This window comes from Acinetobacter sp. AOR18_HL, assembly GCF_027855145.1.
GTDB lineage: Bacteria > Pseudomonadota > Gammaproteobacteria > Pseudomonadales > Moraxellaceae > Acinetobacter > Acinetobacter pittii.
On record NZ_JAKTIG010000060.1, the window covers coordinates 1 to 18,732 of the forward strand.

General features: G+C 39.6%; 18 protein-coding genes and 1 pseudogene. 8 read left to right on the forward strand and 11 right to left on the reverse strand.

Annotated features, from left to right (window positions below; all coding sequences use genetic code 11):
- Window positions 1-232 precede the first annotated feature (232 nt).
- A pseudogene (locus MKL51_RS14920) lies at window positions 233-803 on the reverse strand (TetR/AcrR family transcriptional regulator).
- 86 nt (window positions 804-889) lie between these two features.
- Between MKL51_RS14920 and MKL51_RS14925 the strand changes: the two are divergent.
- On the forward strand, window positions 890-2,104 hold the full coding sequence (locus MKL51_RS14925) for an oxygenase MpaB family protein (protein WP_017482416.1): 1,215 nt from the start codon (window positions 890-892) through the stop codon (window positions 2,102-2,104).
- Between the two features lie 67 nt (window positions 2,105-2,171).
- Here the strand turns inward: MKL51_RS14925 and MKL51_RS14930 are convergent, their stop codons facing one another.
- From MKL51_RS14930 to def, 4 genes are all read right to left on the reverse strand, one after another.
- On the reverse strand, window positions 2,172-2,378 hold the full coding sequence (locus MKL51_RS14930) for a hypothetical protein (RefSeq protein ID WP_005804745.1): 207 nt from the start codon (window positions 2,376-2,378) through the stop codon (window positions 2,172-2,174).
- Window positions 2,379-2,431: 53 nt separating this feature from the next.
- On the reverse strand, window positions 2,432-4,546 hold the full coding sequence (locus tag MKL51_RS14935) for a TonB-dependent copper receptor (protein WP_017482415.1): 2,115 nt from the start codon (window positions 4,544-4,546) through the stop codon (window positions 2,432-2,434).
- 72 nt (window positions 4,547-4,618) lie between these two features.
- On the reverse strand, window positions 4,619-5,044 hold the full coding sequence (locus MKL51_RS14940; RefSeq protein WP_005804747.1) for a DUF2946 family protein: 426 nt from the start codon (window positions 5,042-5,044) through the stop codon (window positions 4,619-4,621).
- 43 nt (window positions 5,045-5,087) lie between these two features.
- A complete protein-coding gene (gene def, locus MKL51_RS14945) occupies window positions 5,088-5,618 on the reverse strand; it encodes a peptide deformylase (RefSeq protein ID WP_002114101.1) in 531 nt (176 codons plus the stop codon).
- 122 nt (window positions 5,619-5,740) lie between these two features.
- Between def and MKL51_RS14950 the strand changes: the two genes are divergently transcribed.
- Genes MKL51_RS14950 through MKL51_RS14960 form a run of 3 tightly spaced genes read left to right on the forward strand, consistent with a single transcriptional unit; the run spans window position 5,741 to window position 8,670 of the window.
- Window positions 5,741-6,895 (forward strand): LysM peptidoglycan-binding domain-containing protein, encoded by a 1,155-nt coding sequence (locus MKL51_RS14950; RefSeq protein ID WP_005804748.1) that lies wholly within the window; start codon window positions 5,741-5,743, stop codon window positions 6,893-6,895.
- A 20-nt stretch (window positions 6,896-6,915) separates the two neighbouring features.
- A complete protein-coding gene (gene dprA / locus MKL51_RS14955) occupies window positions 6,916-8,049 on the forward strand; it encodes a DNA-processing protein DprA (protein ID WP_005804749.1) in 1,134 nt (377 codons plus the stop codon).
- Window positions 8,050-8,100: 51 nt separating this feature from the next.
- Window positions 8,101-8,670 carry an L-threonylcarbamoyladenylate synthase gene (locus MKL51_RS14960; RefSeq protein ID WP_005804750.1) on the forward strand — a complete coding sequence of 190 codons (570 nt, stop codon included), beginning with the start codon at window positions 8,101-8,103 and terminating at the stop codon, window positions 8,668-8,670.
- A gap of 392 nt (window positions 8,671-9,062) precedes the next feature.
- Here the strand turns inward: MKL51_RS14960 and MKL51_RS14965 are convergent, their stop codons facing one another.
- Together MKL51_RS14965 and MKL51_RS14970 are read right to left on the reverse strand one after the other, a co-directional pair.
- Complete coding sequence (locus tag MKL51_RS14965; protein WP_002114137.1) at window positions 9,063-9,983, reverse strand: DMT family transporter; 921 nt, start codon at window positions 9,981-9,983, stop codon at window positions 9,063-9,065.
- Window positions 9,984-10,087: 104 nt separating this feature from the next.
- The gene (locus tag MKL51_RS14970) at window positions 10,088-10,741 is read right to left on the reverse strand and encodes a TetR/AcrR family transcriptional regulator (protein WP_079377716.1); all 654 of its coding nucleotides are present in this window, start codon (window positions 10,739-10,741) and stop codon (window positions 10,088-10,090) included.
- Window positions 10,742-10,876: 135 nt separating this feature from the next.
- Between MKL51_RS14970 and MKL51_RS14975 the strand changes: the two genes are divergently transcribed.
- From MKL51_RS14975 to MKL51_RS14990, 4 genes are all read left to right on the forward strand, one after another.
- Window positions 10,877-12,091, forward strand: a complete 1,215-nt coding sequence (locus tag MKL51_RS14975) for an MFS transporter (protein WP_005804752.1) — start codon at window positions 10,877-10,879, stop codon at window positions 12,089-12,091.
- A gap of 21 nt (window positions 12,092-12,112) precedes the next feature.
- The gene (locus MKL51_RS14980) at window positions 12,113-12,877 is read left to right on the forward strand and encodes an AraC family transcriptional regulator (protein ID WP_005804753.1); all 765 of its coding nucleotides are present in this window, start codon (window positions 12,113-12,115) and stop codon (window positions 12,875-12,877) included.
- 120 nt (window positions 12,878-12,997) lie between these two features.
- On the forward strand, window positions 12,998-13,543 hold the full coding sequence (locus tag MKL51_RS14985) for a glutathione peroxidase (RefSeq protein ID WP_005072014.1): 546 nt from the start codon (window positions 12,998-13,000) through the stop codon (window positions 13,541-13,543).
- A 141-nt stretch (window positions 13,544-13,684) separates the two neighbouring features.
- On the forward strand, window positions 13,685-14,281 hold the full coding sequence (locus MKL51_RS14990) for a hypothetical protein (protein ID WP_005804755.1): 597 nt from the start codon (window positions 13,685-13,687) through the stop codon (window positions 14,279-14,281).
- Window positions 14,282-14,339: 58 nt separating this feature from the next.
- Here MKL51_RS14990 and MKL51_RS14995 read toward each other — a convergent pair whose 3' ends face one another.
- The 4 genes from MKL51_RS14995 to atpA form a co-directional block, all read right to left on the reverse strand.
- A complete protein-coding gene (locus MKL51_RS14995) occupies window positions 14,340-14,759 on the reverse strand; it encodes a F0F1 ATP synthase subunit epsilon (RefSeq protein ID WP_002114076.1) in 420 nt (139 codons plus the stop codon).
- Window positions 14,760-14,776: 17 nt separating this feature from the next.
- Entirely contained in the window at window positions 14,777-16,171 is a 1,395-nt protein-coding gene (gene atpD, locus MKL51_RS15000) for a F0F1 ATP synthase subunit beta (RefSeq protein WP_002114045.1), read from the reverse strand.
- 30 nt (window positions 16,172-16,201) lie between these two features.
- A complete protein-coding gene (atpG, locus tag MKL51_RS15005; protein ID WP_002114131.1) occupies window positions 16,202-17,071 on the reverse strand; it encodes a F0F1 ATP synthase subunit gamma in 870 nt (289 codons plus the stop codon).
- A 77-nt stretch (window positions 17,072-17,148) separates the two neighbouring features.
- Window positions 17,149-18,693 carry a F0F1 ATP synthase subunit alpha gene (gene atpA / locus MKL51_RS15010; RefSeq protein WP_270904345.1) on the reverse strand — a complete coding sequence of 515 codons (1,545 nt, stop codon included), beginning with the start codon at window positions 18,691-18,693 and terminating at the stop codon, window positions 17,149-17,151.
- Window positions 18,694-18,732 lie beyond the last annotated feature (39 nt).

An 18,732-nucleotide genomic window follows, 5' to 3' on the forward strand; every position in this document is an offset into this window, starting at 1 on the left:
TCAAATTCATCACTTAAAGCAACCAATCTAATCTCAAGTAACTGTTTTTCAACAAGTTTCTATCTGCATCACCGCCGATGGATGTGCATTATAGACCATCTCATCCCCTTTGCAAGCGAAAATTAAAAATTAATGACTTGAGCGTTTACTTTTAAACCACCACACGAATTAAGCTATTGTTTTATATTGATAATTATTTTAATTTTTTATTTTTGACTTAAATAAGCCAGTATCATGCTCGATAATTCGCGTTTAAGTTGTTGTTCTGAGATAAGAAAATTGTTTTGGCTTACATATCGCATCATCGTAAAAAGCGTACTATTAATAATTACAAAGGATTTATGCTTTACCTGTTCGAAGTCCCACTGATGAGGATTTCTACTGAATGTATATAACCCTACTTCAAAAAAATGCTTTTCTAAAATCTGAGCAGCTTGCGAATGACTATAGTCATGCCAGTGTTTCAGCACTTCTATAAAAAATCCATGATCGGCTTTTAATGCATTAAATCCCAACTCTATTGCTAAGGGAATGAGCAGCTCTAAAGGAATATTTCCTTGTCGCACAACTAATTCTTTAAGTTGTAGCCCCAGCAATTCGCTTTTACGGCGCAATAGTTCTTCTATGATTTGATCTTTATTCTCAAAGTATTGGTAAATCGACCCAACACTTACTCCAGATTTCTCTGCAATTTTAGGCGTCGTCGTATGTAGTAATCCATACTGGGCGATACACTGCTGTGTCGCCTCTAAAATATGGTCAACAATAATTTTTGAACGCTGTTGCTGTGGGGCTTTTCTCATCGTTTTTATTCGTTAAATGCGAATTGAATGCGAATAATTATTCATATTAGCCTATTTATTATTCAGTTCAATAAGTAAGTAACGATATGCAAATGATTAGCCCGACTCGACTTGCTTCTTTTAATGACATGCAAGACAGCAATTTTTTTACTCAGTTTTTAAATATCTGTTGTGAAAAACCTGTACAACCAAACTATACGGAATATATGTCTTTACAACATGCTCTTTATGAAGGGGATATTGAAATGGATCAGGTGATTGATTGGGTTATGCAAAATCCCAAAGATCACCGCATGATTTTTGAGAAGATATTATTTCAAGGCCGCGATAATCTATCTGAGCCTATACCTACCGAGTTAGAAAATTTCTTTAATTACATTGAACAAAAGCCTGGATGGTTAGATGAGCGTCAAATTGATGAGGCTGTTAAATTTACTCATCGTTTAGGAATAAATAATGGTTTTATTCTTAGAGATCTATCCTTAATGGCGGGATATTTATATCCGGGATTTAATCAGCCGCTAATTTTAACGGGTGCATTAAAGAAACAGGCGGGTACTCGTTTAGCTGAAACCACAAAATGGTGGGTCGATATTACTGAACCTCAAGGACTTGTCCGTTTAAGCGCAGGTTTTACTTCAACGATTTATGTTCGCTTTATTCATGCACTCGTTCGCCGACAATTAAAAAAGTCTGATCGTTGGAATAGTGAGGTTTGGGGAATTCCACTTAATCAATTTGATTTAGCAATGACTAATTTGGCTTTTAGCAGTGTAGTTTTACTCGGTATTAGAGCTTTGGGTGTATGGCCGACCAAACAAGAAGCCAAGAGTTTTCTACATTTTTGGCGTTATGTTGGCTGGTTGATGGGTATTGATGAAAAATGGCTTATTCAATCTGAATCTGAGGGTTGGAGGTTACTTTACTGGATGCAGTTTGCTCACCCTCGCTCCGATCACAGCAGTGTTGAGTTAGGATCAAGCTTATCCAAAGAGCCTTTTGAGAGAAAATATCTACATTTACGTTCTTTGCAGCAGAAGCTTGCTTATCGACAACATTTAGAACTTACCCAATTTTTTATTGGCAAGAAGAGAATGAAACTACTCGGATTGCCTCAGCAGTCTGCCTCATGGTTTGCTTATTATCTAATTGTGCGTAATTCACTACTTTATAATGGTGCAAAGCTTTCACCAAAAGTTGAAAAGTTTTTATCTAAATCAGGCCGTAATATACAAAAACTTGGCTTAACGCTTTATCAGAATCAAGGTAAGGCAAAAACCTTAGCGAGTATGCATCAATAACTTTTAAAACTTAAAAACAAAAATGGAAGCCCGTTAATTAGACTTCCATTTTCAAATATTAAGGAACTTATTGAGCTGATGAACTGTGCATTTCAGCGTGATTCATTTGCTCGTGTGACTCCGTCATCTGCTTCTTTTTTTGACTTGGCATGTAGTCAGGTTCATTGTTGATCGCCAAGTAAAAAACAATCATAAACAATAAACTCAGAATAGAAGCCACAATAAGTAACTTCCATCCCCACCAAGACTGTTCAGGTGATAATTTATCAGTCATTTCATTTCTCTCTTTAAATTAATATTTTCAGTTCATTTAATTCGCTAAGCTTTTTAAAATTTCATGCTCATACGGACCCAGTAGTTTCTTCCGATATTGTTAAACTGCTCTTCACTCGCAAATCCAAAACCTGCACTACCCGCTTTATTTAAGTGTTCGGTATAGGTCTTATCTAATACGTTATCAATGCCAACAGAGACATCGATATCTTTACGAAGGTTGTAACTTCCGTTTAGAGAAAGAGTCGAGAAACCTTTACTTGGTTTTAAGTCATATCCTACGATATTACCTTGATGTAGACTCACGCGGTTTTGCTCAGCAACCGCTCGCCATAATAATCCTAAATTATATTTATCAGCCACATAGCGAATATTTAGGCGACCTTCTAAAGGTGAAATTTGAGGTAGTGGTTTGTCATCTGTGGTGTTCTTACCCCATGCATACATCGCACTCAAATCTGCCTGAATATGATCGGTAAATTGATATCCAATACCCGCTTCCGCACCTGCAATGGTTGCATCGACATTCTTGGCACCCGCAGTAATATCATGACTCATATCATGCCCACCCATTCCAGTACTTGGGTGATGGTGATAACTCATTAAAATGTAGTCATCCACCAAACCTGCATAAGCAGAAGCCCATGTGTTTAAAGCACCATGCTGTTGCTGAAAACCTAGATCTAACTGTAATGTTTTTTCAGGATTCACACCGTTAAAAGTATTAGTTGAGCCAGCGTTACCATGTTTAGGCGAGAAAAGTTCCCAATAATCAGGCATACGCTCTACATAACCTAAACCAATATAGCTTTTTAGGTCATGCTCTGGATGCTTATTTTCCCAACGGACAAATGCACTCGGTAAAGTCTTTTCAAGTTTAGTATTAAAGCCTTTTGCTTCAGAATCAGCACGCTCATCTTCAACTGTAACTCGATCTAAACGTGCACCTGCAACCATTTTGTTGAAATCGTTCCATTGATAGCCGAGTTCGCCAAAAGCACCATATGATTGAAAACGCATATCTTGGCGATATGGAATATTCATAGAAGGCATTGTTGGCGATGACATGCTACCGCCATGTTTATTAAATTGAGAGTCAACGCCTGTGATCAAACTCCATTTGTTCCATTCAGAAGTCATTGCCAAACGTGAGTTTAATGTACGGCGTGTCACTTGCATTGCCATTGGATTCGGCATCAGCATGGTCATACCACCATGATTCATTTCAACTAATGGCGGTGTGCGCAAACTAAAGTTATCCATAATATGGTCGTTATAGCTGTAGTTCACCTGCCCTTCAATTTTCTTGATCACATCAGTGATATTTTTCTTTTCAAAACGAAGCCCTAAACTTTCACGCGCAAACTGAGAACCATCCATTGAACGTCCAGCATAAAGCGATTCACCATCAGATTTCCCACCCGTGATTTCGACCCACGTGTTTTCATCTGGAGTAAAGCCAAGCGCTACATCAGCATTCCACTTTTTCCATGCTGACGGCACGGTATTTCCATCACCATCTTGATAACTATTCGACTCTGAACGGTTGGCATTTAAACGGATATATTTTTTCTCATCGCCAATTGCCGCTTCAACATTATGATCAATACGTCCAAATGAACCTAGCAAGACACTCGCTTGACCCCGATAAGGTTTTTCTGTGGTGAGCTGTTCAGGCTGACGCTCAAAAAGGACTGTTGCAGCAGAACCTGTATTGGCATATTGAACTGTTTGCGGGCCTTTAATCACAGAAATACGATCATAACTTTCTGGTGAAATGTAGGAAGTCGGTGCATCCATACGGTTTGGGCATGCACCTAAATTTTCAGTTCCATCAGTTAGAATTTTGATGCGTGAACCAAACATGCCTCGGAAGGTCATATCACCATTGGTTCCACCGCTTTGTATTGAGTTAAAACCCATAATACTTTGTAGGTAGTCTGCACCATCTGTAGCAGGCACTGGCTGAATGGGCTGTTTCGGGTCTGCATGTACAATCAAGCCATTTGCATCGTTGCCTTGTTGTGCTGTAACAACAATAGGTGCTAATGAGTGAAGCGCTTTAGTATCGGCATCATTTTTTTCTGAATTAGCAAAAACTAGCCCCGAATGAGAGACAGCAAACATCGCAACCCATAAAGGTTGTAGTAAAAATTTAGAATGTGGCATTTTTATACGCTCTAAAACATAAATAAAGTGATATCGAAGTCAGTTAAGACCCCAACAAAAAATTGCTTTTATTTATGCAAATAGAGGTGGTGCACGCCCTTGCGGGAGTAAAAAAAGTCGCTGTAGTGCAAAGTAGACATGTCTAAATGCTTGTTGATAAGCGACTAAGCGGACTTGTATGCGGACTAAAACTTCTTTTACGCCAAATTCAGGTGGCAAAACCAGATTGGCATAGACGGTACAATATTGACACTGGTGATTTGCATCATGATGATCATGTTGCTCAGAGGCTTGAGCCTGTTCAACAGGATGTTCATGATGTGAATGCATGGCATGTGACATGGTTTCCATTTGTGCTTTAGGTTTAAGCAAAGCGAGGGTAATAGTTTCACAGACCGGAGCAATTTGATACTGCTTCGGTAATAGCGGCTGTAGAAATACCGCAACCTGTAAAAATACTGCTGCACATGCAAGCAGTAAGCCACTACGAAAAACCAAAAATCACATCCACACTACATTAATGTTTCAAGAATAGAAATTTTTAACGTTTTACTGCAACTTTTTCACGCTCACGTTGACGAACAACTTTTTCGACTTTTTCTCGAGCACGCTGACGTTTAAGTGGCGACAAATAATCCACAAATAATTTGCCATTTAAGTGATCCATTTCATGTTGGATACAAACAGCGAGAAGTCCATCAGCTTCTAACTCAAATGCTTGACCTTCAAGGTTAATTGCCTCAATTTTCACACGTGACGGGCGCTCAACTTTGTCGTATATTTGTGGCACCGATAGGCAGCCTTCTTCGTACTGCTGCTTATCTTCTGTCAGTGGAGTTATTTTGGGGTTAATGAAAACCATAGGGTCATCTTTAGATTCAGACAAATCTATGACGATAAGCTGAATATGACGATCGACCTGAGAAGCTGCTAAACCAATACCCGGTGCCGCATACATGGTTTCAAGCATATCTGCTGCAAGTTGACGAATTTCATCAGTAACTTCTTCAACAGGCTTAGCAATGGTACGAAGACGGGGATCAGGAAAACTTAAAATAGGTAATAAGGCCATACTGACGTCCTCACTTATGCCATTGATTGAAAAACCAAATGAAGGAAATACTTCATCGAAAAATTGTGTGTTAGCCGCCTATTATAACGCATCTGCACGCATAATTTTTAGGAATTATCATAATGAAAAAGGTTTTTGACGGCATGGTTCAATTTCATGCTTTGGGGATAAAAAAGCATTTACTTGCTTTGGCACTTTTTACAGGGGTTGCATTCAGTACGGTAGCAGAGACTTATGCTGCTAGTCCGAACCATAATCCACCCTCTCTTAAAAGTAATGCACCACATGTCTACGTTGTAAAACGAGGAGATACGCTATGGGATATTTCCGGTCATTTTCTGAGTAAACCTTGGCGCTGGCCTGAAATTTGGGCAAACAATCAGCATGTCAAAAATCCACACTGGATTTATCCTGGTGATCGATTACTGCTGTGTAGTTTAGATGGCCGCCCATTGATCGGTAAAGATGAGGGAGATGGCTGTGTCGGCATTATTCGCCGTTACACAGGCCAAATGACAAATTTACAACCTCAAGTTCGTGTGGAGTCACTTAACAATAACGTACCTGTTATTCCCCTTGAACATATCAAACAATGGTTAGAACACAGCACTATTCTACCTATCGATGCAATTCAACACACTCCTTATGTAGTCGGTACTGCCGATCAACGTGTACTTGCAGCAAAAGGTCAAACTATTTATGCGCGCGGACAAGGTTTAATTGATGGTCAACGTTACGCAGTTTATCGTGAAGGTGAACCTTATTATTTCACCGATAATAAAGGCAAAAAGCACAGTCTAGGTATTGAGCTACAACAAGTTGCCTCAGGGATTGCGATCTCTTCTGAAAAAGACATTACCACGCTTGAGTTAACTGATAGCTACAATTCTGAAGTACGTCGTGGTGATCGGGTAATGCCAGAAGAAGAAGCAACATTGCCTACTTTGTTTTATCCGGTAGATGCCACTCAGGTGACGGACGGCGGCAAAATTATTCGTGTAATGGGCTCAATTGGTACTGCTGCCAAAAATAGTGTGGTCACTTTAGATCGCGGTACGGCACAAGGTATTCAAGTAGGACAAGTTTTTGATATTACGCAACAAGGTGAAACCATTCGAGATCCTAAAACCAAAGAACCAATACAGTTACCAGGACAACAAATTGGTAGTCTGATGGTCTTTAGAACTTTTGATCAGTTGAGTTATGCCTACGTATTAGAAAGCGATTTACCAGTTAAAGTTGGTTCAAGCATCCAGCCACCCCGCTTTAATGATTAATGCTGGATGTACCTTTTACAATGCTTACTCAACTTTCTTCACACCATTACCACACGCTTAAAGTGTGGTATTTGGTGCAACACTCTTTAGTCAGCTTTAAAAAAATTGTCGATTATTTTGGTAGCTGTGAAAAGGCGGTCCAACCTGCTGGATTATCTCAATGGCGCAATCTCGGGTTACATGCTAATCATTTAAAACGCGTAGATGAATTTCAAACTGCTCAGGGTCAAGCTCAGTTTGAAAAACTAACTGAGCAGATCCAGCAATATACCGACTTTATTTTAACGGCAGATGACTCAGGTTATCCCGCTCAGTTATTACCTTATACAGATCATCCACCTATCATTTTTGGAAAAGGCCAAGCTCAAGCTTTGTTGCAACCACAAATTGCGATTGTAGGTAGCCGAAAACCAAGCCCACATGGTCGTCAGGTTGCTTATGATTTTGCCTATTACTTAAGTGAAAAAGGTTTTTATGTGAGTAGTGGCTTGGCATATGGGATTGATGAAGCTGCTCACCAAGGAGCATCAGCACATCAACGTACAATTGCAGTAACAGGAACTGGTTTAGACAGTACCTACCCTGCTCAAAATAAAAAACTTGCAGAACATATTTTGGCTCAAAACGGCGCGATTATTACTGAATTTTTGCCTGGAACACCCCCATTACAACAGCATTTCCCACGTAGAAACCGAATTGTCAGCGGTTTGAGTTTAGGCGTGTTAGTGGTAGAAGCTACCTTAAAAAGTGGTTCTCTCATCACTGCGAACAAAGCTGCCGAACAAGGTAAGACTGTATTTGCCATTCCTGGTCATATTTACAGTGAGTTTCATCAAGGTTGCCATCAACTTATTCGTGAGGGAGCAATTTTAGTCGATCATCCTGAACAAATTATTGAAGACCTTGCTTTACCCACTCAATGGCAAAGTCAGCAACAAAACTCCACCGAGGAGGCTGTAGTTTCTAGTACTCCAGAAATTCCTGAGCATTTAATTAACCTTTATCAATCTTTAGACTGGGTCGGACAAAATATTGATCAGCTTGTTTTACATCACTCTCAGCCTGTTGCAGAACTCACCTCTTCACTGATGGAACTAGAACTACTTGGTTTATGTATGCAACAATCAGGATTGTATTTACGTTGTCGTTCTTAGTATTGGAGCGCACAATAGCAATTCTGTCTGATTGAAAGGAAGAGTATTACCATGATTACCACCTCAGTTACCGAAGCAGCCCAATGTTTACAACAAGGTCAAGTTTTGGCATATCCAACTGAGGCAGTTTGGGGGCTAGGTTGCGACCCTTTTAATGAGCAAGCTTTTCAAAAGATTCTTGAACTAAAGCAAAGGCCTATTGAAAAGGGTGTAATTTTATTAGCAGGTCATATTAACCAAGTTGAGCACCTACTAACTTCTCTACCTCAAACAACTCAACAAGAAATTATTGATTGTTGGACTAATCATCAACCTTCAGAAAGAGCAACAACTTGGCTATTACCTGCTGGTGAACATATTCCTTCATGGATTAAAGGTGAGCATCCACTTGTCGCTGTTCGAGTCACTACACATCCTTTATGTGTGGCATTATGCAATGCTTTTCATGGCTTTATTGTCTCGACTAGTGCGAACCCAAGTGGACAAGAACCTGCACACTCACTACAGGATGCCTGCCAATACTTTGGTTCACAATTAAACTATCTGAATGGTGACTTAGGCCAGAGCCAACAACCAAGCCGAATCATTAACGCTCTTACCAGAGAGATTATTCGCGCCTAATTTCAAACAAAAAAAAGCTCAGTTATATAGGGATAACTGAGCATAAAAAAGGATGGGTATATACCACATCCAGAGGGTTTGGATATCTGTGGAACAAAAGGTAATTTACAAAGAAAAGAGCGCCTTTCGTAGTGGCCGCTATTATGTGGTAAGAGATTCAATGAGAGAAATATATTATTTCTCTAAAAAAAGCATGAAAAGTGTAGGGAATTTGCGGTTTTTTGCCTATAAATTAAAATTATATTAATATTTTTACTCGGCTTTTTTAATATTTATATTACAACCTATTTCTATAAACTATTTATAAATCATATAGAAAAACTTTAACTAAGAAAAAATTGGCATATTTTTATGAGTTTTTTTCAAAATATGCCATAGTTTTTTTAGCAACTTTAGTTTTGTTCTTGCATTAATTCGCTCTTTTTAGGACTCACCTTCTTCTGAGCCATAATGATACCAATTAAAATAACAATCCCACCTAACGTATGATAAATGGTCCACTGCTCAGACAACCAGACGCTTGCAATAACTGCTGTAAAGACAGGCACCAAGTTCATAAAAATACTTGTTCTATTAGGACCGAGTTGTTGAACAGCTAACATCCAAACTAAAGGCGCAATAAGTGAAGCAAATACACCTGCATAAATAGCACTTGGTGCATTTTCTACATTTAAAGCATCGAGTCCAAACCAGAGAATTAAAGGAATATGAAATATGACAGAAAATCCAATCTGAACATATAAGCTTGTCATAATTGGTAGTGGCAACTGCCATTTTTTAAGGAATACTCCATAAAATGCATAGAAGAATACGGCAATAATCATCAAAGCATCACCAAGGTGTCCGCCACCACTTAAAAGCTTATTAATATTTCCTTGGGACATGACATATAGCAAACCTGCAAAAGATAGAATACTGCCAAAAACTGCAAAGCGATTAGGCACATCTTTTAAAATGGCAAGCGAAACAAAGATCGTAAAGATGGGAATAAATGCATTCACAATTCCCATATTGGTTGCACTGGTATAATGGGCAGCCGTATAAGCTAAGCCTTGATAAAGCACCATCCCAAATGCACTTAACACAGCAAGCTTAGGTAAATAGGGTATGACTAGTCGTCTTTGTCTCCACACAGACATAAACATAAATGGAGTCAAAATAATAAAAGCGATTAACCACCGATAAAAACTAATACTTACCGGAGAGATATAATCCGAGACATAGCGGGTGACTACAATATTTAAAGACCAAATCAATACTGCCAAAATGGGAAAAATAAACGCCCATTTGTGATATTTCATGACCTGACTCATAGCAATACACCATCTACAAAAGATGGTTTTATTTTGAAGAATGTCTTAATAAATTGAAATATCGTATTTCCGACATTGATATCGAACTTAGGACATTATCCTTTTTAGAATAATGTCCAAGCTTTCACGGCATGACCTACCACTTTATGTAATTGCTCGCTACTCGCACCGTCTCTTGCTTGAATGGTAAGGCCTTGAATGACAGTAGTATAAAAATCAGTCATTTCCTGTAAAGGTGCATGAGAAGATAAATCCCCTTGCTCTACCCCTTGCTGAAGACGTTTTAATAATTTTTCTTTTGTCTTTATGCGCTTATCTAATAGATTTTGCTGTACATCTTGAGTTGCATCAGAGCAGTTCATCGCAGCAACGACCACCATACAACCTGCTGGCTTATTCGGCTGAACCAATCTTTTAACAATGTCATAAAGATATAACTCAACAGCAATTTTTGCAGTTTTTGCTTCTACAAATATAGTGTCAATCGGACATCCTTCATGAGCTAAATAATAATCAACACTTCTGTAAAACAGCCCTTCTTTGTCGCCAAAGGCACTGTATAGGCTTGGTGCTGTAATTTCCAAAGCATGCGTTAAATCGCTAATAGACGTTGCTTCATAGCCATGCTCCCAAAAGAGCAACATTGCTTTTTGCAAAACCTCTTGTTCATCAAAGCATTTAGGACGTCCGCGCTTTTTTTTCAGCGTATCTTCTGTAACAGCTAAATTCGTTTCATGCCTATTTGTCATAAAGATCACATCTATTTTTATAACAATCGTTATTAAATTAATTGACGTTCGATTTTTTATCAACTATTTTATTTTCATAATGATCGTTAGTTAATTAATAAATTGCCTTTCTTTACTCCAAATTTAGCCAAGTAAGGATTTCCTATGGACCAATCGTCTATCTCTAAAGCGCGACCCACGACCTCTACTCAAGGAAGCTGGTTTGCCATTTTGGCCGTTTCTATCGCAGCATTTGCATTAGTAACAAGTGAATTTTTACCTGTTGGTGTTCTAAATAGTGTCGCAACTGATTTAAATATTTCTGTAGGTACAGCAGGCCTGATTATTACAGTACCCGGCATTATGGCAGCAATTGCAGCCCCTCTATTGCCTGTATCAGTAAAACAACTTGATCGGCGTTATGTGCTTATCTTGCTGACAGCTATTATGGTTATTGCCAATACCATTACCGCATTTGCTGAAAACTTTCATATTTTATTGTTAAGCCGCTTAATTTTAGGTATTTCAATTGGTGGTTTCTGGGCGACCGCCATTGCTCTAAGTGGAAAATTAGCTCCTTCGCATCTTCCTATTGCTAAAGCAACTGCGGTCGTGATGGCAGGTGTGACTTTTGCTACAGTTCTAGGTGTACCGATTGGAACTTGGTTAAGCGAGTTTTATGGCTGGCGTAGTGCTTTTGGAATTACAGCAGGAATTGGCTTAATTGTTTTAATCTTACAATTAATCTTTTTACCTAAACTTATTCCAGACTCGGCAATTCACCTGAAAGACTTACCAGCACTATTACGTACTCCCAAAGCACGTAGTGGCATGTTGATTGTTTTATTGATCGGACTTGCTCATTTCTGTGCCTATAGCTATTTAGCCCCTTTCTTTAAAAATGTTGCCGGTTTTAATGGAACAACCATTAGTTCATTATTATTGCTCTATGGAATTGCTGGTATTTTCGGAAATGCTTTTGCCGGATATAGTGGGAATCTAAATGTCCGTTATACATTAGCTTTTGTGGGTACATGCTTTGCAATCGTATTCTTTGGATTTCCTCTTTTTGCCGTTCATGAGTTTGGTGCTATTGTCTTAACCGCGTTATGGGGATTTGCATTTGGTGCCTTCCCTACCTCAGCGAATATTTGGATGTTTGTACATGCGCCAAATGCAGTTGAAAAAGGTATGCCGCTTTTTGTAGGTATGTTTCAGGTGATGATTGCGACAGGTTCATTATTAGGGGGATATGTGGTTGATCATTTCAATGAAAATACTTTAATTTATGGTGTATTAAGCTTTGTTGCCCTAGCATTACTGAGTACATTTACCTTAGCGAAAGGTCTTAATAACCCTAAAGCTACTTGTGAAAATTAAAATATGAGTCAGAGCATATAGATGAACAATGAGGATCAGCAATTTTCATTATTAAACAGTATAGAAGTTCATGAATTTCTATACCAAAAAGAAGATATTGTTCGTCCTCATGCATCTCTTTGGGGAGATTTTAATTTCAGTTTAAATGGCATATTAGAAATGGAGATTGAAGAACAGCTATATCTTTCTCCACCTAGCTATGGTCTTTGGATTCCACCTCAAACTGTTCATCAGTCAACCCATATCGACCATGAAATTCATTATATCTGTATTCGACTGCACCCTCGCCTATGCTCTATTTTAGGAAATAGCTGTCGATGCTTTAGTATTCAGCCTTTTTTTCGCACTTTAGTTTTACAAATTCTAGAGCAGCAAAAACAAACCGAACAACCTGAATATTTAGAACATCTTTTACAAGTTTTATTCGATCAACTCAAACAAGCTCCTGCATATTCGCATTATTTACCGCAAACACGGCATCCTGTTTTATTGCCTATTTTAGAAAAACTTTCAGATCCATTACTTTTTGATCACTCTTTACAGCAGTTGCTACAAAACTTTTCGGTCAGTGATCGCCACTTATTACGTTTGAGTCAACAAGAGCTTCAGCTTTCGTTGTCCGAATGGCGTAACCGAGCCAAAATTATTTATGCCATTCATCAGATTCGCCAAGGGACGCCTATCAAGCGTTTAGCATATGATTTAGGTTATCAACATAGCTCAAGTTTTATTGAATTTTTTAAACGTTACACTGGGCAAACACCTATCCAAATCAGAAATAACTAGAATTCAGTTTATCTTTAAAAACTTTTTCTTTTTTGAACACGAATATTATTGCACTACCCTTCAATAGCAGTTAAAACAAATGCGTTACTTGATATCAATTACAATCTTTAGGAAAGACTCATGACACAATCTGTATATCACATTCCAGTAAAAGCTATTTCAGGCGAAACGGTCGATCTTGAACAATATAAAGGTAAAGTTCTACTTATCGTAAATACTGCTTCTAAATGTGGTTTAACTCCACAATACGAAGGCTTAGAAAAACTTTACCAAGCAAAAAAAGACCAAGGTCTTGAAATTTTAGGTTTCCCAGCAAATAACTTTAAAGAGCAAGAACCAGGTTCTGATGAAGAAATTCAACAGTTCTGTTCATTAAATTATGATGTTCATTTCCCTTTATTTTCTAAGGTTTCTGTAGTCGGCGAAGATAAGCACCCACTTTACCAAACTTTGACAGCGGCTCAGCCGGAACGCACTGGTGAAGGTCCTTTCCGTGAGCGTTTAGAAGGCTTAGGTATTCCAACCAACCCTGCTCCAGAAGTTTTATGGAACTTCGAAAAGTTTTTAATTAATAAAAATGGCGAAGTCGTAGCTCGCTTTGCTCCAAACCTAACAGCAGACGATGAACAAATCGTTAAAGCAGTTGAAGCAGAGTTAGCAAAATAATATTTTAAAATATGAGAAAGGGCGTTTTATACGCTCTTTTTTATGCTCTCCTCAAAGTGTTGTTCGTTTGCAAAAATACAATCTTTCTTCATATTTTATGCCTATAGTATCCATTTGCTTTATTTGATGTTGTTTGTAGTTATGAAAAAAATTTTACAGGGCGCATTTCTTCCTTTTGTAATTTTTGCCTCAGGCATGCTTTTACTCGGGTGTGATCAGGCACAAGACCATGCTACCGAACAAGAAAAAACTGAAATAGCTGAACAGGCAGCTGACCAAAACATTGAACAACAAGAGTCAGAAATTGCACCCAACAAAGCCGAACTTAAAAGCGGCAATATTTTTTATATGGTCCGCGACGCTGCTAATTTACAGCTTAAAGCTGGTGACTATGTTGAACAGCTTAAAGATACTCAGCTTGATGTTGAACAAGCCATCCAAGATAAGAATCAGAATGAACTAAAAACTACTGTCACTACGTTAAAACAGCAACTAGAAGGTTTAAATCAAGCACTTTTGACTTTAGATATCAAAAGTCAGGAAATTGAGAATATTCGCCAAAGTTTATTACATGCCAACCAACAAGCTCTTAGCATGCCATTACTCAATGGGAAATTAGATCAAATCAATTTTGACCAAATTGAAAAACAGCTTAATACCATTCAAATGGATATGGTGAAGCTTGCTGCCATGATTATGGCAGGAGATGAAAAGTCAGATTCAAAAACTGAATCTTAAAAAAACAACGTATAAAAAAAGCCACCTTACGGTGGCTTTTTCAATCTCAAACCGGCAATTATAGTGCGCGGTTTTTGATTTTACGGATAGTTTCAAGCTGTGCAGCTGTTTCTGCCAAGGCAGCCAACGCAGCAGCTGAGTCCAAATCACTCTTTTGGTTTGCAAGCAATTGTTCAGCATTTTTACGTGCTTCTAAAATTGCCGCTTCATCCAAGTTGTCTGCACGGATTGCAGTATCTGCAAGAACCGTTACAACATGAGGTTGAACTTCTAAAACACCGCCAGATACATAGACGATTTCTTCTGTACCATTTTCCAACTGAACACGAATCGGGCCCGGTTGAAGCAAGGTTACAAGTGGAGCATGTCCTGGCAAAATACCAAGCTCACCACCAGCACCTTTCGCGATTAACATCGTTACTGCGCCAGAGTAAATAGACTCTTTAACACTTACGACATCACATTGCATAGTCGCCATGAGATGATCTCCTTAAATTAGAGTTTCTCAGCTTTAGCAATCACTTCGTCAATACCACCAACCATATAGAACGCTTGTTCTGGGATGTGATCGTATTCACCAGCTAATAGACCTTTAAAGCCACGAATCGTTTCTTTAAGCGGTACTAATTTACCAGGAGCACCAGTAAACACTTCAGCTACGTGGAATGGTTGAGAGAAGAAACGTTGGATTTTACGCGCACGGTAAACAACCAATTTATCTTCTTCAGCTAATTCATCCATACCCAAGATTGCGATGATGTCTTTAAGCTCTTTATAACGTTGCAATACGTTTTGTACTGCACGCGCAATTTCATAGTGCTCTTGACCAACAACTAATGGGTCTAACTGACGTGAAGTTGAGTCAAGTGGATCGATCGCTGGATAGATACCAGAAGATGCGATGTCACGGCTCAATACTACTGTTGCATCTAAGTGAGCAAATGTAGTTGCAGGAGATGGATCTGTTAAGTCATCGGCAGGTACATATACCGCTTGGATCGATGTGATCGAACCAGATTTAGTAGATGTAATACGCTCTTGAAGAACACCCATTTCTTCTGCAAGTGTAGGTTGGTAACCTACCGCAGATGGCATACGACCTAACAATGCTGATACTTCAGTACCCGCAAGTGTATAACGGTAGATGTTGTCGACGAATAATAATACGTCACGACCTTTACCATTTTCGTCTTTTTGATCACGGAAGTATTCAGCCATAGTCAAACCAGTTAACGCTACGCGTAAACGGTTACCTGGTGGCTCGTTCATCTGACCGTAGACCATTGCTACTTTGTCAAGAACGTTAGAATCTTTCATTTCGTGATAGAAGTCGTTACCTTCACGAGTACGCTCACCAACACCAGCAAACACAGATAAACCTGAGTGAGCTTTCGCGATGTTGTTGATCAACTCCATCATGTTAACGGTTTTACCAACACCAGCACCACCGAATAGACCAACTTTACCACCTTTTGCGAACGGGCAAAGTAAGTCAATTACTTTAATACCAGTTTCTAAAAGATCAGTAGAAGCTGCTTGTTCAGCATAAGAAGGGGCTTGACGGTGAATCGGCAAACGCTCTTCAGTCGCTACAGGACCTGCTTCATCAATTGGGCGGCCCAAAACGTCCATGATACGACCAAGCGTAGCTGGACCTACTGGAACAGAAATCGGTGCATTTGTGCTAGTTACATTAAGGCCACGTTTAAGACCTTCTGTAGAACCCATTGCGATGGTACGAACAACACCATCGCCAAGCTGTTGCTGAACTTCTAATGTAGTTTCAGTACCGTCAACTTGGAGAGCGTCATAGATCTTAGGAACGCTATTGCGCTCAAACTCGACGTCGATAACCGCGCCGATGATCTGAATGATACGACCGCTACTCATTGCTGTCTCCTCAATTCAAACTTAATAATGTTAAACGGCAGCGGCACCGCCAACGATCTCGGAAATTTCCTGAGTAATCGCGGCTTGACGCAGCTTGTTGTAAATGAGTTGTAGGTCTTTAATCAATTGTCCTGCGTTGTCTGTCGCTGCTTTCATCGCGACCATACGAGCTGACTGCTCACATGCAACGTTTTCAATCACACCTTGATAAACCATAGACTCGATATAGCGAACCAACAAACCATTTAACAATTCTTCTGCTTCTGGTTCGTAGATATAGTCCCAACCATAAGTACGGTTGAGATCATCGCCTTCTTCTGCTGGTGCTAAAGGAACAAGTTGTTCTACTTTAGGCTGCTGAGTCATTGCATTAACGAAGCCATTTGATACGAGATAGATACGATCTAATTCGCCTTTATCAAATGCATCAAGCATAACTTGGACTGAGCCAGTTAACTGTTCCAAACTCGGCGCATCGCCAAGTTGGGTAGTTGCACCGAGCACTTTACCGCCGTAATTCTTAAAAAACGAAACCGCTTTTTGACCAATTAAAGCAAATTCAACTTCAATTGACTGCTGTTGTTGTGCTTTGACATGCTGCACAACTTTCTTGAACAAGTTAATGTTCAAGCCACCTGCCAAACCACGATCTGAAGACACTACGATATAGCCAACACGCTTAACTGGGCGGTCAACCATATAACGGTGTTTGTATTCAGGGTTTGCTTGTACCAAGTGAGCAATTACACGGCGCATATTATCGGCATACGGACGGCCCTGAGCCATGCGCTCTTGCGCACGACGCATTTTAGAAGCAGCTACCATTTGCATCGCGCGAGTAATCTTTTGCGTGCTCTTGATACTAGCTACTTTGGCGCGAATTTCTTTTAAATTTGCCATACGCTTAACCTAGTATTCGAAAGCTCTTTCGAGCTTCCGAAGGTTGATCCGTGAACCAAACTTAACTAAAACTAAACTTAGTAAGTTTGAGTCGCTTTAAAGCTTTCAATACCTGCTTTGATTGCTGCTTCGATGTCTTTGTTGTAATCACCAGTTTCATCGATTTGTTTCATCAACGGAGCATATTCTGAGCGGAAGTAAGAAATTAACGCAGCATCAAAGTCTACGATTTTCTTAACTTCTACGTCAGCCATGTAGCCTTCGTTAGATGCATAAACAGAAACAGCTTGGTCAGCAATTGAGTAAGGAGCATATTGTTTTTGCTTCATTAACTCAGTTACACGTTGACCATGTTCAAGTTGCTTACGAGTTGCTTCATCAAGGTCAGAAGAGAACTGAGCAAACGCAGCCAATTCACGGTATTGTGCTAAAGCAGTACGGATACCACCAGACAATTTTTTGATGATCTTGGTTTGAGCAGAACCACCAACACGAGATACAGAGATACCCGCGTTCACAGCAGGACGAATACCTGCGTTGAATAATGATGTTTCTAAGAAGATCTGACCGTCAGTAATCGAAATTACGTTCGTTGGTACGAATGCAGATACGTCACCTGCTTGAGTTTCAATAATTGGCAATGCAGTTAAAGAACCAGTTTGACCAGTTACTGCACCATTAGTGAATTTCTCAACGTAGTCAGCAGATACACGAGAAGCACGTTCAAGAAGACGTGAGTGAAGATAGAATACGTCACCTGGATACGCTTCACGACCTGGTGGACGACGTAAAAGTAATGAAATTTGACGGTAAGCAACAGCTTGCTTAGACAAATCATCATAAATAATAAGAGCGTCTTCACCGCGGTCACGGAAGTACTCACCCATTGTACAGCCAGAGTACGGAGCTAAGTACTGCATTGCAGCAGGATCAGCAGCCGCAGCAGCAACAACAGTTGTATACGCCATAGCGCCAGTTTCTTCTAGCTTACGTACAACGTTTGCAATTGTTGATTGTTTTTGACCAATCGCAACGTATACACATTTAATGCCAGAGTTTTTCTGAGCGATAATCGCATCGATCGCCATCGCTGTTTTACCAGTTTGACGGTCACCGATGATCAACTCACGTTGGCCACGACCAACAGGAATCATGGTATCAACTGATTTATAACCAGTTTGAACAGGCTCATCTACAGATTGACGCCAAATTACGCCTGGTGCTACTTTTTCAACAGCATCAGTTAATTTCGCATCAATTGGGCCTTTACCATCAATTGGGTTACCCAAAGCGTCGACAACACGGCCAAGAAGTTCAGGACCAACTGGAACTTCTAATACACGACCTGTACAACGAGCTTTTTGACCTTCTTGAAGGCTTAGGTAGTTACCTAAAACAACGGCACCCACTGAATCCTGTTCTAGGTTCAGTGCCATACCAAATAAGCCGCCGTCGAATTCGATCATTTCACCGTACATTGCATCAGCAAGACCGTGAATGCGCACGATACCGTCGGATACCATAACAATGGTACCTTCGTTTTTAGCGGTCGCGCTGGTGTCCAGATCTCCGATACGCTGTTTAATGAGCGCACTGATCTCGGATGGATTCAGTTGTTGCATTGCGCTATTCCTCAATCTTTTATTAGTTCAGTCTTCATC